Here is a 14694-nt window from a genome sequence, read left to right as displayed (position 1 = left end):
CGGCAGCAACGGCTGCAGATGATTGTTGTCATTTTCGGGATCTTTCCATGCAACAGATTTGCCATCCTGCGTATAGATAGTAATATTAGCATATAAATAGCTACACGGTAACCTAAAACTCATGAAAAAGATACTCTGCCCAACCGATTTTTCGCCGACTGCAACCAAAGCCCTGGAATATGCCATTTATATTGCAAAGCAGTCGGGCGGGCACTTAACGGTGCTGCACGTGGTGCATTTGCCTATAGTTGATACCTCCGAAACAGCTTTGGTAGCAGGAGAATTGCTGGGCGAACAGCTCCGCGATGCCGGCGAGCGCCTGAAAGCACAGGTAATGCAGATAGAGGAAAGATACGGCGCCAACCGGGCAGGCAGCTTTACCTGCGATTACCTCCTGAAAGAAGCCCTGCTAACCGATCTGACCGAGCACCTGACCAAAAATGAAGGGTATGACTTGGTAGTTATGGGAACAACCGGCGGCGGAAGTGCCCTGGAAGAACTCCTGATCGGCAGCAATACCGAAGCCGTTGTAGATGAAGTGAAATGTACCTTACTGGCCGTACCGGCAAAGGCAGCAGCTCCGGACTTCAGCAACATCATTTATGCAACCGATTATGCCGATGACGACCTGAATGCATTGCGAACAGTAGTGGAACTGGGCAGTCTTTTCAACTCGCAGATTGATATGGTGCATGTGGTAAAGGAAACCGGCGTAGAAGAAAACACCCGTGCCGAGAGATTCCTGGACAGTGTAAAAGGCACTTTCCCGGATGTGCCGCTGCAAATGCATGTTGTTGAAAACAAGCGCCGCGACGAAGGTCTCAGCAGCTATTTCACTCAGCACCAGGGCGGTGTTATGGCTATTCTGCGCAGGCACAAAGGCTTTTTTGCAGAACTGTTCTCGCAAAGCCTCGCCGACCGCATGACCTACCAGGCCGAAATACCTTTGCTGATATTACACGACAGAAAATAAAAAAAGCCCCGAAAGGGGCTTTTTCGTTATGTGGTTAAAAGTCGTAGCGCACTTTATCCTGATCAAACATATCGGCATATTCCTGGCTACAGGTTTCGCAGTGGTAGCGGTCGTACTCTTCTACCGCGCGCTGTAACGATACATTTTTGTATACCCCGGTACAAGTCAGCAGCACTTCGCAACGGTTGTCCACGTGAAACACGTCGGATCGTTGATCATCACACACCCATACGCGTTTGCGTTCTGTGCCCGGCGCTATCACATAAAAGTCCGGTGCCGGACGGCGTTGTGTAGTATCTATGGTAATAGCAGGCTGTTGCGGATTTGCAACTGTAGTTTCCTGTTGCTGTTCAGTTGGCTGGCAGGCAAACAAAAGTATTCCAACTATAGCAAGGGCAAAGATGTTTCTGGTTTTCATAAAAAGGGTGTATGGAGCAAAGATACGGATTGTTTTTAATTGGCGCAGGTCTTGTCGGCGCGGCGGTTATACTCGCGTATGGCTACGGCTTCTGTAACAGTCAGTACATCGGCTTTGCAGCGTTTTAACACAGAGCAGTTTTTGCTTACATGGTAAACATTAGAGCCGGAGCTGTTGCAGAGGTACACAGTGCGTTTGGTAGCGCCGGCTGGCAGCGGGGCGTTTTGTGCTGCAACTTCTTTTTTAGCCTTTTTCTCTGCCGATAGTTCACGCTCGTTTTTGCGGTAATCCCAGGGCGGAGTAGGGTTTGGTTCTGCCCATAATCCGCGTTTGTACCTGCGGGCATCCGCTTCCAGGTTAGCCAGGTTCTTGTCTTTGGAGTAAGCCTTGTAGTGCCAGGCCATGCCGTTCTTTACCAGTTCTTCGTTCAGGTTGCGGCCATCGGGTAATATAATGGTGCCAACAGTACGGCCATAGCGGTCTTTGTTATGAACTATAAGGCGCACTTGTTTCCCGAAAGCCAGGTCGGAGGTGAACTGCCGGGCCCGCTGCCCGAAATCCTGTGTCTTTTCCGGGCTGTCCACGCCATACAATCTTACTTTTATCGTTTCGCCGTTACGCAGCAGTTCTATCGTGTCGCCATCTTTTACAGCTACTACTTTATCGCCGGCAGGCGTGGGAGTTGCTGCATTTTCGGGCTGCTGCGGTGCTGTTGTGGTTTGCGGGGTAGGTTGTGTGGCGGTGCTGTGCTGGTCTGTAGCGCCCTGCCGGGCTGCCTGTTGCCGCTGCCGGAACTGCTCCTGCACCTCCTGTTTATCGGTTTGCTTACAGGCGAACAAACAGATAAGGGCAAGGTACAGGTATAGTTTAGAGAACATAAGACAGAATTTACAACCTTATACTATAACGGGCTGGCAGTGGTTTTATGCGGTTTCGGCTTCAAGCTGTACGGCTTGTACTTCGTTGGGCTGGCGTACAAGGGCAGGCAGTGTAAACTTAAAGGTACAGCCTTCGCCCGGCGCACTCTCCACCCAGATGCTTCCTCCGTTGCTCTCTATAAAATCCTTGCAGAGCGCCAGCCCCAGGCCGCTGCCTTTCTCGCGGGCCGTGCCAAGTGTGGTGTAGGTGCGTAAGCCAAACAGGCGTGCCTGGTTTTCAGCACTAATGCCTATTCCCGTATCGCGCACAGTTACCTGCAGCTCGTTACCGTCCAGTAGTTCTGTTTCTATAGTTACCTCATCGCCCTGACTGCAGAATTTAATGGCATTCGAGAGCAGGTTACGGAGCACCAGTTTAATCATTTCGGTATCAGCAAGCACAATGGCTTTGGAGTGCGCCATGTTATGCAGGCTGATGCCTTTGCGCTGAGCCTGCGGCGAAAGTAGGGTTATGTTTTCCTCAGTAAGGGCATGCAGGTTTACGGGTTGCAGCTTAACGTTTGTGCCCTGCATCTGCGACCGTGTCCAGAGTAGCAGGTTGTCTACCAGCCAGAGAGTGCTTTGCTGCTGGCTTGCCAGTAACTCAGTAAAGTACGCAAATTTCTCTTCCGGTACCCGGCCCATGGCCAGCATATCCAGCAACGATTTCAGAGACTGCAGCGGACCTTTAATATCGTGAGCCACCACCGAAAAGAGCTTATCCTTTAGCTTGTTCAGTTTCTCGAGCTCTTCTTTCTGCTGATGCAGGGCAAGTGCCTGTGTGGCCAGTTCGTTTTTCTGGCGTTTAATGCTTTGGCTGTAGCGGCTTACTTTTTTGTTTTTGCGGGAGAGCGCCTTGTTCATGCGCTTGATGCGGCGGTTGCCCCGGTATACAATAACGGTCAGCACGAGGGCCATGGCCAGCAGCACTATAGTTGCATACTGGATAAGGGTTTTGTGCTCTATCTCTTTTTTGTGCAGTTCGTGTTCGGCCAGCAGTTGCAGGTTCTCTTTTTCCTTCCGGGCTGTTTCGTACTTTACCTGGTAGCTGGTGGTCTGGCGGGTTATTTCTTCGGAATTAATGCTGTCGGTATAGGCCGAGGAGAGCTGCAGGTAGTCGTAGGCCTGTTTATAATCGCCGGTACTGCTAAAGATCTTGTGCAACACATCAGCAGATTCTTTGGCTTCGGCTTTGGAGTTGGTTTTCTGGGCGAGCTCAAGGCTTGTTCGGGCATACAGGATCGCCTTAGGATAATTTTTCAGCCCCTGGTAGGTTTCGGCGAGGCCGCGGTAGGCATAAACCTGGTTGTTCAGGTTATTTGTTCGGATGGTAAGGGCAAGGCCGCGCTGCAGGTAATGGAGTGCCCGGGTGTATTTCCCAAGCTTCTGGTACGTGTAGCCAATGTTTACAAGGCTGATGGTGGTGCCTCTGCTGTCGTTTGTTTTTTCCTTCAGGGGCAGGGCTCTCAGGTAATAGTGCAGGGCCGTGTGGTATTTATGCTGGCGCTCATACACATTGCCCATGTTGTTCAGCGCCCTGCTCATTGATAGGGTATCATTAACTTTTTCGGCCAGGCGCATGGCCTTGTTATAGTAGCTCAGGGCTTTGCTATAGTTGAACTGGCTGATGTAAATGTTGCCGATGTTGTTATAGCTGGTGCTTAATCCTATCGTATCGGCCAGCACCTCGCGCAACCGCAACGATTTGTAATAATATTCGGTGGCCGTGTTATAGTCGCCAAGGTTATAGAAGCCGGCACCGGCATTGTTGTAAGCCAGGGCCAGCAGGGCGCTGTCCTGTAGTTTGGTTGCCTCCTCTACGGCTTCTTTGCCATAGGCAACTGCTTTTTTGGGATCGGTGTACCAGTAGTTCTTGCTGAGCTCACATAGTTCCTCCACTTTATGGTGCAGCGCTGCTCTTGAGGGGCCGGTAAGAGGAGTAGGTTCCGCTGCCCTGGGCGGCACAATCAGCAGTAAAATAAATTGGATCAGTAGAGCTGCAATCATAAGCAACGGTGGCGTAAAAGTTTGTTTTGTAGTAGAAAAGTGGCGGCTTAAACTTAGCAAATATAACGTTTTTACTTTAACATGCACATTTCTATATAATTGTTTTATTGTATGTTACGCAGCCGCTCTGCTGTTGCATGAACTATAAAAAATAAAGCCCTCCGCGTAAACGGAGGGCTTTATAGGCATTGTTATAACTTTAACTTATTCCTGAATACCAGGTACGCCAACCGGTGTTGCGCTGTGCCAGTTAAACTCCTGCGCTTTGCGGGCGGTAGGGGCCAGCTCATCCATGTTATTGGCATCGTACAGACGGCCGTTACGCATCACGTACTTTATGGTGTTGGTGTTACGGATATTCTCCAGCGGGTTACTGTCCATAATCACTAAGTCAGCCAGTTTGCCGTTTTCAATAGATCCGATATCACCTTCCAGGCCAAGTGATCTGGCACCCAGAATCGTGGCAACTTTCAGGGCATCGTGGTTGCTCATGCCACCCGACTGCACCGACCAAAGCTCCCAGTGGTAGCCAAGGCCCTGCAGCTGACCATGCGAGCCGATACCGGCCAGGCCACCTTTCTGTACCAGGTTATTCACAAACTCGGCGTGGCGCTCAAAAATGTGCTCTTCTTTCGCAAACCAGCCTGGTCTGCGACGTGCTTTGGCATCCAGTTCCGGTTTTGGAGTAAAGTAGTTCAGCTTTTTGTCGCCGATCACATCTTCTGTAGCATAGTAGTAGTTCTCTGCCCACGGGCCACCATACGATACCAGCAGGGTAGGGGTGTAAGCCATTTTGGTCTCAGCTACAAAATCGATCACATCTTTGTAAAGCGGGTAGATCGGGAAGGCGTGCTCATGACCCGGATAACCGTCGATGGCCTGTGTCATGTTCAGTTTAAAGTCCAGGCCACCTTCGGTAGTTGGCAGCAAGCCCTGCTCTTTGGCAGCCATAATGATCCACTGGCGGTGCTGGCGGTTACCAACCAGGTACATCTTTATAGTTTTGGTATTGTAGTACTCTGAGTACTGGCGCAGAATGCTCTTTGCCTGGTCCAGGCTCTTCAGGTTATAAGACCAGAAGCCTACGCCCGGGCCGGTAGAGTACACGCGCGGACCAACCATTTTACCGGCATCCACCAGGTCAGCATACGTCAGCACGTCTGTTGTTCCGGTTTGCGGGTCGCGGGTGGTGGTTACGCCGTAAGCTAAGTTAGCGGCATACATCCACACCTGGTTGGTGTGCACGCCCCAGCGCGGCCACATGTGTGCGTGGGTATCAATAAAGCCAGGCGTAATGGTTTTGCCCTTTACGTCCACTATTTTAGCACCCTGCGGCACTGTAAGCGAACCTGATTTACCAACAGCTTTTATGCGGTTGTTCTCTACCAGAATGTCGCCGTTCTCGATCACCTCGTTGCCGTTCATGGTAATGATGCGGGCACCCTGCAGCAACACAATGCCCTGCGGAATGTCACGCTGTACCTGTATGGCAATTTTGGTTTCTTTTGGCTTGTAGCCTTCTATAACAATTGCTTCTTTTTCAGCATTGGCGCTGTCTGCTTTTGCTTCGGTTACCTTGGCTTCTTTTTTCTTCTCGGCATCCAGGTCCATCTGCTCTTTCTTCGCGCGGGCTTCGTCCAGGTTATAAGCAAAGAAACCATGGCCTATCGTCCAGTAAACCGTTTTGCCATCAGCAGACCAGCTCGGGAACTGCCCGCCAATTTCGGTTAGTTTCCAGCTTGGGAAAGAGGACGTAGCTACATCTGCTACTGATATAGTTGGCGTTTCGCCACCTACTACCGGTATAGTTACCACATAAATCTCGTTGTTGATGAGCGCCAGGGCCTTATCGCCGACAGGCGCTTTAATAAGCGTAGTGGCTTCGGAAGGTTTCTGCTGTGGCTCACGCTCGTTCTGGTGCAGCATGTGGCACATTTCCTCCATCACGCCATCGCCGGCAACCGTACCAAACGTGGTAATACCTTTCACTTTCAGGTAAGAGCGCTTATCGGTACCATCCCAACGGATCGAGATCAGCCCATCGGAGCCGCTGTACAGGTAAATACGGTCTTCGCCTTTTACAAAGTGCGGGTTAGCACCGATGCTGGCATTGGTTACAAACGTACTTTTGCCACCTTTTGCCGGAATCCAGTTTATGGTCTGGCGGGCATCAAAAGCACCCGGGCCCGGGGCTATCTTGTATTCATGGGCAGATCCTTTCGAGAACACAATGCGCTCTCCGTTCGGTGTCCAGACAGGCTCCTGGAAAACAGCGTTTTCTTCGGTCAGTTTTACTGGTTTGCCTTTGCCGTTTGCGTTTGTTTTGTATATGGCACCACCGGTTTTCTCATCCCAGGTTACATAAACGATAGATTTACCGTCCGGCGACCAGGCTGGTTGTGCCTGTGTAAAGTCCTGCTCCGTCAGGCGTTTTGGTGTGCCGTTCGGGTAGTCCATTACATAAAGTCTGTCCAGTGCGGTAAAGGCTACGCGCTTGCCATCCGGCGACACGGCTGCATCGCGCAGCTGCGTAACCGTCATCATTTTGTCGTCTTTTATCGGGTATTTAAAGTCCAGCTGCGGGCCAACGGCGATCTCGGTCTTAACTTCAAACGGGATCTCTTTGGCTGCACCGCCTGCTACCGGAATACTGTGGATCTTACCGCCATACGAAGCGATCAGGTTACGGCTGTCCGGGGTGAACGACATGGCAGGTAATACGCCCATTGGCGCTATGCTTTCCTGCTCGTCGCGCTGCACCGGGTAGGCCAGCCATTTCTCTTCGCCGGTTTTCAGGTTCTGGGCAATAAGGCCCGTCTGGTTGTTGTGGCGCGTACCATATACCAGCCAGGTGCCGTCCGGCGACAGGGTAGGCGAGAAGGCAGAGCCATAGCGCGAGGTACGGGTATCTACTTCACCGGTCTGGCGGTCGAAGGTGGCTAACTGGTACTGTGGTAATTGTGCGTTGTAGTTCCAGGCACCGATGCGCTGCGAGAACCAGATATAGCGACTATCCTTGCCAAAAGCAGGCTCTACAGTTTTCAGGGTTTCCGGTTTGCTGATGAGCTGTACGCCCGTGCCACCGTCTTTGTGATACAGATGCAGCTTCAGGTTACGGCGTCCTTTTGATGCTACCAGGTACTCGCCATCCGGCGTCCATTCCGCTGAAAAGAAGTTTTCGTTCTTGCTCTTGCTGATCTGCTTCGTCTTTTTCGTAGCCAGGTTCATCGTCCAGACGTTGTCCGAGCCATCTCTGTCCGAAATGAACACGATCGACTTTCCATCCGGGCTGAAACGGGCCTGTGTATCGAAAGCCATGCCTTCGGTCAGTTGGGTTGCTTTACCTCCTGTTATAGGTAGCAGGTACAGGTCGCCCAGCATATCGAAAATGATCTGGCTGCCATCCGGGCTTACATCCAGGGCCAGCCACGAGCCTTCGCTGGTGTTGATGCTGATCTTGCGGGCACCCTCCAGCGGAAGATCTTTTTTCTCTTCCTTTTTGGTGTCGTCTTTTTTGGGTTTGGCTGCCTCCTGGGCCATAGCAGGCTCCAGCAGCAAGCCTACCGAGCAGAGCAGAAGCAGGTTTTTCTTCCAGCTGTGCTTATAGGTTAGTATTGGTTTTTTCATGTTTGTTCTGATTGATGAACAAAAGAGTAAGGTTAGTCAAAGTGAATATACGAATTGAGAATTGAGTAAAAAACTGCTTTAGACAAATACAGCTGAATTGTCGGCAGATAGGTTGTTTTATTGGCTTAACCTGTGTTTTGTGGATTGGGTGTTATGGTTCTATAGTTGGCATTCGATGTCACCGCCTGGGTTTATCCTACTCAGGCCTTGTTCCATGAATAGGAGAGGGAGTTTATGTCTGAATCAGGATTTACAGGATTTAGGGATTTTCAGGATTTGGGCTTTGCTATAGTTAGTGTTATTGTTTCATAGTTACGGTTAGTCATTCCCTGCCCCTTCGAAGGGGGAATTTCTGCTATTGCTATAGTTTTAACTATAGTTTCATAGTTACTGCTTTAACACCCCTGTAGTCCCCTCAAGGGGACAATCTCTGCAAAAGCTATAGTCTCAACTATAGTTCTATAGTTACAGCCTGAGAACAGGACAGGTTTACCTGTCCCTACGGAATTTCAACTACGAGAAAAGCTACAGAACTATAGCTAATCAAATAAGCTATAGATTTGCTATCGAAAGATTACAGTCTTTGGGTTGAGCGCCTTGGCAGGTTCCGGTGCCGATAGGCAGCGCGACGTAAGGAGCGCAGGAAGCTGGCACCGCGCGATGCCCGAAGACGGGGCCTCCCGGCCCCAGAGGGAGCCAAGCTAACTATAGAACGTTTGGCTCTTAGAGCTCCCAGGAATTAAAGAAGCTATGGAACAACGGCTTAGTTCCAGTAGTAAGCAAAGGCAACTATAGACTATAGCCTTTGAGCATCAACTATAGGCTGAGATAGATTTCTCACTTTGTTCGAAATGACAAACGTGAAGAAATATAGAGCTATAGTATCCTAACTATAGCCCAAGCCTTTGACAAGCTTGTCCCTGTCGGGCCAGTTTAGTCAGGAGACTAAACACTATGGTAAGTCACGAGCAAGATGCTCGCGCCAGCATTTAAGCCAGCTTTTGGTTAACGCCAGCAACTGGGTACCGCTTGAAACTATAGCTAAACCATCAAAACCCTACCATCCTACAACCTCGACCCTACTAACCCCACCAGCTAATTTATGAACCTTGATCTGGGTGCCGATTCGCTCTTTCAGGGCTTCGACGTGGGAGATGATGCCGACCATTTTACCGCTGGCCTGCAGGTTCTCAAGAGTAGAGATAGCCGAATCCAACGTGTCTGCATCCAGGGTGCCGAAGCCTTCATCAATGAACAGCGAGTTGATCTGGGTGCGCCGGCCGGCCAGGTCTGATAAACCCAAGGCAAGCGCCAGGCTGACCAAAAAGCTTTCGCCGCCGGAGAGGGTGTTTACCGGGCGCACAGCTTCGGCCTGGTAAAGATCCACGATCAGCAGGTCCAGTTCGTCGGTAGCGGATTTCAGGATGCGGTAGCGGTCGTTGAGCTTCTGGAGGTGGCGGTTGGCCAGTTCTATAAGCCTTGCCAGTGTGAGCCCCTGTGCAAATTTACTGAACTTGTTACCATCTGCGGAACCGATCAACTCCGATAACTGGCTCCAGCGGCGGCATTCGTGCTGTTGTAATTTTAGCTGGGCGGTAAGCTCCTGGTTCTTTTCGCTTTGCTGTTTATCCAGTTCCAGCAAATGTTCTAACCGGGCCCGTTGGGCAATAAGGTCGTGTTGCTCGGTGGTTTTGGCTACAAGCTGTTGCTGCAGCGCTTCTATAGTTTCGGTGGTCAGGTTTCGGGCCTCGGTCTGGGACAGGTCCTGCTGTACATTGCTCAGGGTTCTGCGAAGCTCGGTCAGGTGCTTTTCTGTCTGGGCTTTCAGGTTGGCCAGGCGGTCGGCTTCGTCCCGTTGCAGTAGCATCTGGCTGAGGGCTTCAATCGTTTCGATGCCCTTTTGCTGCAGTACTTGCAACAGGCCGTCGCACAGCGTATCCAGTTCCGATTTTTTGCTGTGGTGCGTGCTTGTGTACTCCTGCTGGCGCTGGTGCTGTTCCTGTAGTTCCAATTGCTTTTTCTGTTGGGCAGCGCGTGCAGATTCGGCGGCTTTTGCCAGGCGTGTAAGCTCGGTAGCGGCATGCTGACGCTCCTGCTCCGGTCTTTTATCTCCGAATAACCTGGTGCGCTCATCCTTAAGCAATGTGAGTTGCTGGTGTATCTGCTCCAATGTATTTTTCTTATCCAGCAGGGCCTGTTCTTTCTCCGCAACCTTTTCTTTCAGGGCTTTTACCTGCTCATCCAGTTTTACATAAGGGTCACGGAGGGCTTCGTAGGTATCGCATTGCTGCTGGTAGGCGTTTGTTTTAGCCTCCAGTTGCTGCAAAATTTCGGGACCCTGCTGTGGCGTAAAGGCAAAACTATAGCTGGCCGCAAACGACTGTGCCGTTTGGGTAAATACCTGCTGCTGCTCCTGCGCGTCCTGCAATTGGGTGTTATAGCGCTGTAGCTGCACCTTTAGCATATCCTCGGACTGCTGCAGTTTGCTGACCTGCGCCTGGGCCTGAAGTTGCTCTTCGCGGTATTTTTGTAGCTGCTGGTTTATAGTTTCGATGTGGCGGCTAAGCGTGCGGGCCGTAGTAAGGGCCTGTGTCAGGGTGCCGGTCGTTTGCCGCTGTGCCGCCAGTTGCTGCTCCAGCTTCTGGAGCTCGGTAATGGCGGTTGCTATATTTCCGCGCTGCTGATTAAATGCTTCCTGCAGGCGGGCCAGTTCTGTTTCTGTTTCGAGCCGGGTTTTAGTAGCGGCTTCGTGTTGGTTCTGCAAGGTGTTCAGGCTAAGCTGCAGCTGTTTTATAGTTGCATCCAGTTCCTTTACTGTAATTAGCTGGGCATCGCGGCGCTGCTCTTCCTCCGAGAGGGTGCTGCTATAGTTTCCTTCCACAAACGGGTGCTGCTCCGAGCCGCAGAGCGGGCAGGGCTGGTCGGGTTGCAGGGCATGGCGGTGCTGCTCCAACTCCTGAATGCGCTGTTGCAGGACAACCAGTTTCTGCAGGTCTTCCAGCTTTTCGGTAGCCGTTTTATAGTTGCTTTCGGTGGTGGCGAGCTCTGTTTTTTTAGCAGCTATAGTTTGTGCCAGCGTAGTTGTCTGCTCTGTCAGCAATACCATTTTCTGCTGCTGCAAACTATAGTTCTTCGCCAGTTCTACCAACCGCTCGTACCGGGACAACAGCAGCGGCTGCTCCTGTGCCAGCTGCTCCAGTTCATCTATCGTTCTGGTGGCAAGTATGATCTGTAGTTTTGCCAGGCTTTCCTGTTTTTGGGCATCCAGCTCGGTTTGCTTCTGTTGCAGTTCCTGTTGGGCCGTAGCTATAGTTTGCAGTTGCAGAGCATCGGCCTGTAGTTGCTTTGCTATAGTTTGCTGCTCTTTCCGGATGCTAACTATAGTTCTGTCGGCATCTGAAAGGTCTTTTATCGTTTGCCTGAACTCGTGCAGGTTCTCGCGCAGGTCTTTAAGTCTGGCATTCTCCTGCAGCCATTTTTTAAGGGCCGTAGCTTTTTGTGTTACCGTAGTGAGCTCCGCATCTTTCAGTTCCAGCGTGGCTTTCTCCTGCTTCAGGATTTGCTCATGCTGCACATAGGTATCCTTCTCCGTTTTAAACTGGCCGCGTATAGTTTCAAGCTGATGATCGAGTTGCTGTACCTGTGCCAGCAAGGGCTCGAGTTGCTGTACTGCCTCTTCCTGCTGCTGATGCGCTTTTGCGGCTGCCAGTACCAGCAGGCCGGCTTGTTCCAGTTCGGCTTCGAGGGCCGGTATTTGTTTTTCGAGGGTCAGGAGTTGTTCGCGTACTTCGGTCAGGCGGCCGTTGGCGGCATTAATCTGTGCAAGCTCGCCTGTAAACTGGGTAGCCTGTTCGTGCTGCTGTAGTTTTATGAAATCCGGTTGCAGGGTGGCCAGTTTTTCTTCCTGCTGCAGTAGCTCCTGTTTACAGTTTTCGGCACGGTCGCGTAGTTGCTGCAGCTGGGTCAGCCATTGGCTTTTTTCCTGTAGTTGTTTGTGTTCTGCTGCCAGCAAACGCTCTGTTTTGGTGAGCTCTGCTATAGTTGCCTGGTAAGCCTGGCGCTGTTCTTCGGGCAGTAATTTGCCGTCTTCCAGTTTCAGTCTCAGGTCTTTTTCTTTCTGCTCTTCGTCTTTGGCCTTGCGGTAGGCAAAAGCTGAAATCTCAGAGTAAATGGTGGTGTCGGTGAGCTTCTCCAGCAATATGCTGCGCTCTTTAGCACTGGACTTCAGAAAGACGGCAAAATCGCCCTGCGACAACATAACAGAGCGCAGAAACTGCTTTGCATCCAGCCCCGAAATCTCGACTACTTTATCCGGAACTTTGCTTTTGCCGGTCTCTATCAGTTCGTTTGTCTCGGCATTTGCCAGCTCCATACTTACCGGCTGCAGTTCGCCTTCGGGTTTGCGACGGGCACGGTGCAGAGCCCACTTTGAGCGGTAGCTTTTGCCATTTGCCTCAAATACCACTTCTGCAAACGACTCGCCGGTGTGCCGTGTCATCAGTTCCCCTATCGTTAAGGTGCCGTGGCGGTGCGTTACGCCATAAAGTCCTACTGTAATGGCATCCAGCAAGGTGGTTTTGCCAGCGCCTGTTGGCCCGGTAATGGCAAACAAGCCTGCCTCAGCCAGCGGACTCTGGTCGAAACGGATCTCGTGCTCACCGCGCAGCGAGTTCAGGTTCTGGAAACGGACAGACAGGATTTTCATGGGGTAATCGTTAATGGGTAATGGGTCGGTTATAATTAATTTTGTGCTTTATGTATTTTTCGAAAGTCGCCACATTTTCTTTCGGCTTAAAACTATAGTTGAATTTACCATAGTAATATGAGTTGATGTTTTTCTCTTCCTCCCCGTGAAGGGTGTAATACTCTCCATTAAACTCGGCGCCGAAAAGCTCAATGTTATAGTCTACCTGAGCAAAATCAGAATAAGCATGTATTATATTGCCATCCATTACCATCATGGTATGGGCATAAAATTTCTCAGGATTTCCGGTAACAGCTTTCAGGATGCCAAATATTAACCCGTCGTCTGTTTTATAGAGCTTATAGTTTAATTCTGTATAATCTTTCTCTAAAATAGCACGGTACTTTTTACCTGGGGTACTTTTTAGAAAGCATGTTATGTCAAGTTTAGCCATTTCCCGGAGCTTTCCTAATGCTACCGAATCTGTAATAGCCTGGACATTAAAGTCCTTCGCTGTTAAGAATATTTCGTCTTTAAAAGTGTAGGCGTCACCCTTAAAACCACGAGGAAGATCATTTGTCAGGTAGTTTGTATACCTGGCGCATGGGTTGCCTTTCTTATAGCGCTGCGCACTAACCGCAAGTGGTAATAGTAGTAAAAGAAGCAGTAGTTTCTTCACGGATTTCCGGTTTAATGTTTCATAGCTGACAAGACGCTCGTAGGAGCTGCGCACGCTACGAGGTCTGCTATAATTTAAGACGCAAGGTATTGAGTCACTACATCTCATTCTTAAACTTCCAAACTCTCTAACTCCTAAACTCCTAAACTATAGTTAGCTTTCCTGTTCCTGGCGCATCAGTTCCAGCAGTTCACTGAAGCTGTTTACCAGTTCGGTGTGGTCTGAGTCCGGAAAGGCGCTCTGGCAGCGTTTCAGGAATACTTCTTTCTCGTTAAGGGTGTGCAGGTCAGCTTCTTCCTGTACCTGTTGCGCCAAACCCTGGCGCTCGCGTTTAAAAATGGGCGGCCGATGGATGAGCAGGTGCAGTTCATCTTTTTTAAGCTGCAGTACTTCTTCCAGTTGCTGGTTCAGGTCGGGTAGAGGAGCGTCAAGTTCGAGTTGTATCTCGGCCCAGGCGGGCAAACTATAGTTGCTGTTGTCGTAAGTAGTGATCTTAGTTTTCACTTCTTCCAACGAGCCTTTAAAGCGCACCAGTTTGCGGCAAACCGGAATGGCTAACTCACGCAAATCAACCAATTTACCAGCTTCAAAATCGAGGATAAAAATTACTTTGCTGTCGGTTACTTCGCTGAAGCTAAGCGGAATAGGGGAGCCGGAATAGCGGATGTGGTGCGTGTTGTTTACCTGCTGCGGACGGTGCAAATGGCCCAGCGCTACATAGTCAAACTCCTTCGGAAACTGGTCTGCGCCTATCTGCCCCAGGTTTCCTACGTGTATCTCTTTCTCGCTCTCGGATGCGGTGCCGCCGGCTGCAAACAAGTGGCCCATGGCTACTACAGGTAGTTGCTGCACTTTGTAAGGTTGGATGTGCGGTACAAACTGGGCATAATGGTCGGCAATGCCTTGCTTTAAGCGTGCTTCGCGTTCGTCATACGTTTCGCCGGGAACAGACAAACGGATATCGCGGTCGCGCAAAAACGGCACGGCACAAACTATAAGCTCCGGTTGGTCGGCAGCGTTTTTCAGAACGATGAGCTCATCCAGCGGATCGGGAGTGGCACCGCCTATCACCTGAATGTTCATGCTGGCAAGCAAATCCCTGGGGGCATTCATTGTCGAGACCGAATCATGGTTTCCGCCTATAAATACAATGTGCCGGCAGCAGGTAGCGGTTACCTTGCGCAGGAAGTCGTAGTATAGTTTAAGGGCAGTGTTGGAGGGAGCACCGGAATCGAAGACGTCGCCGGCCATAAGCAGCACATCTACCTGCTCCTGCTCAATGGTTTGCAGCAGCCAGTTCAGGAAGTGCTGGTGTTCTTCGGTACGTTCGAGGGTAACAAGGCGCTGGCCCAGATGCCAGTCTGATGTGTGTAATGCACGCATAAATCT

At 50.7% G+C, this 14694-nt stretch carries 8 protein-coding genes; 1 reads left to right on the top strand and 7 read right to left on the bottom strand.

The window, feature by feature from the left end; translation table 11 throughout:
• The first annotated feature begins 121 nt into the window (after positions 1-121).
• Positions 122-973: a universal stress protein gene (locus tag H7F15_RS15665; RefSeq protein ID WP_185197931.1), complete on the top strand. Its 852-nt coding sequence runs from the start codon at positions 122-124 to the stop codon at positions 971-973.
• A 34-nt stretch (positions 974-1007) separates the two neighbouring features.
• On the opposite strand, the gene H7F15_RS15660 is transcribed toward H7F15_RS15665, so the two are convergent.
• The 7 genes from H7F15_RS15660 to H7F15_RS15630 form a co-directional block, all read right to left on the bottom strand.
• A complete protein-coding gene (locus H7F15_RS15660; protein ID WP_185197930.1) occupies positions 1008-1391 on the bottom strand; it encodes a hypothetical protein in 384 nt (127 codons plus the stop codon).
• Positions 1392-1426: 35 nt separating this feature from the next.
• Positions 1427-2269: a thermonuclease family protein gene (locus tag H7F15_RS15655; RefSeq protein ID WP_185197929.1), complete on the bottom strand. Its 843-nt coding sequence runs from the start codon at positions 2267-2269 to the stop codon at positions 1427-1429.
• A 45-nt stretch (positions 2270-2314) separates the two neighbouring features.
• A complete protein-coding gene (locus H7F15_RS15650; protein WP_185197928.1) occupies positions 2315-4315 on the bottom strand; it encodes a tetratricopeptide repeat protein in 2001 nt (666 codons plus the stop codon).
• Positions 4316-4519: 204 nt separating this feature from the next.
• A complete protein-coding gene (locus H7F15_RS15645; protein ID WP_255481281.1) occupies positions 4520-7942 on the bottom strand; it encodes an amidohydrolase family protein in 3423 nt (1140 codons plus the stop codon).
• A gap of 1057 nt (positions 7943-8999) precedes the next feature.
• Positions 9000-12647, bottom strand: a complete 3648-nt coding sequence (locus tag H7F15_RS15640; protein WP_185197927.1) for an AAA family ATPase — start codon at positions 12645-12647, stop codon at positions 9000-9002.
• Between the two features lie 10 nt (positions 12648-12657).
• Positions 12658-13305 carry a hypothetical protein gene (locus H7F15_RS15635; protein WP_185197926.1) on the bottom strand — a complete coding sequence of 216 codons (648 nt, stop codon included), beginning with the start codon at positions 13303-13305 and terminating at the stop codon, positions 12658-12660.
• Positions 13306-13458: 153 nt separating this feature from the next.
• Entirely contained in the window at positions 13459-14688 is a 1230-nt protein-coding gene (locus tag H7F15_RS15630) for an exonuclease SbcCD subunit D C-terminal domain-containing protein (RefSeq protein ID WP_185197925.1), read from the bottom strand.
• Positions 14689-14694 lie beyond the last annotated feature (6 nt).

Source organism: Pontibacter sp. Tf4, assembly GCF_014212495.1.
GTDB lineage: Bacteria > Bacteroidota > Bacteroidia > Cytophagales > Hymenobacteraceae > Pontibacter.
Note: the sequence above shows the minus strand (reverse complement) of the source record. Positions and strands in the feature narration are given on the sequence as shown.

What these genes read in the sequence shown, in the direction of transcription:
- H7F15_RS15655 (WP_185197929.1), bottom strand. Translation starts at nt 2,269, where the DNA reads ATGTTCTCTAAACTATACCTGTACCTTGCCCTTATCTGTTTGTTCGCC.
- H7F15_RS15650 (WP_185197928.1), bottom strand. Translation starts at nt 4,315, where the DNA reads ATGATTGCAGCTCTACTGATCCAATTTATTTTACTGCTGATTGTGCCG.
- H7F15_RS15660 (WP_185197930.1), bottom strand. Translation starts at nt 1,391, where the DNA reads ATGAAAACCAGAAACATCTTTGCCCTTGCTATAGTTGGAATACTTTTG.
- H7F15_RS15645 (WP_255481281.1), bottom strand. Translation starts at nt 7,942, where the DNA reads ATGAAAAAACCAATACTAACCTATAAGCACAGCTGGAAGAAAAACCTG.
- H7F15_RS15640 (WP_185197927.1), bottom strand. Translation starts at nt 12,647, where the DNA reads ATGAAAATCCTGTCTGTCCGTTTCCAGAACCTGAACTCGCTGCGCGGT.
- H7F15_RS15665 (WP_185197931.1), top strand. Translation starts at nt 122, where the DNA reads ATGAAAAAGATACTCTGCCCAACCGATTTTTCGCCGACTGCAACCAAA.
- H7F15_RS15630 (WP_185197925.1), bottom strand. Translation starts at nt 14,688, where the DNA reads ATGCGTGCATTACACACATCAGACTGGCATCTGGGCCAGCGCCTTGTT.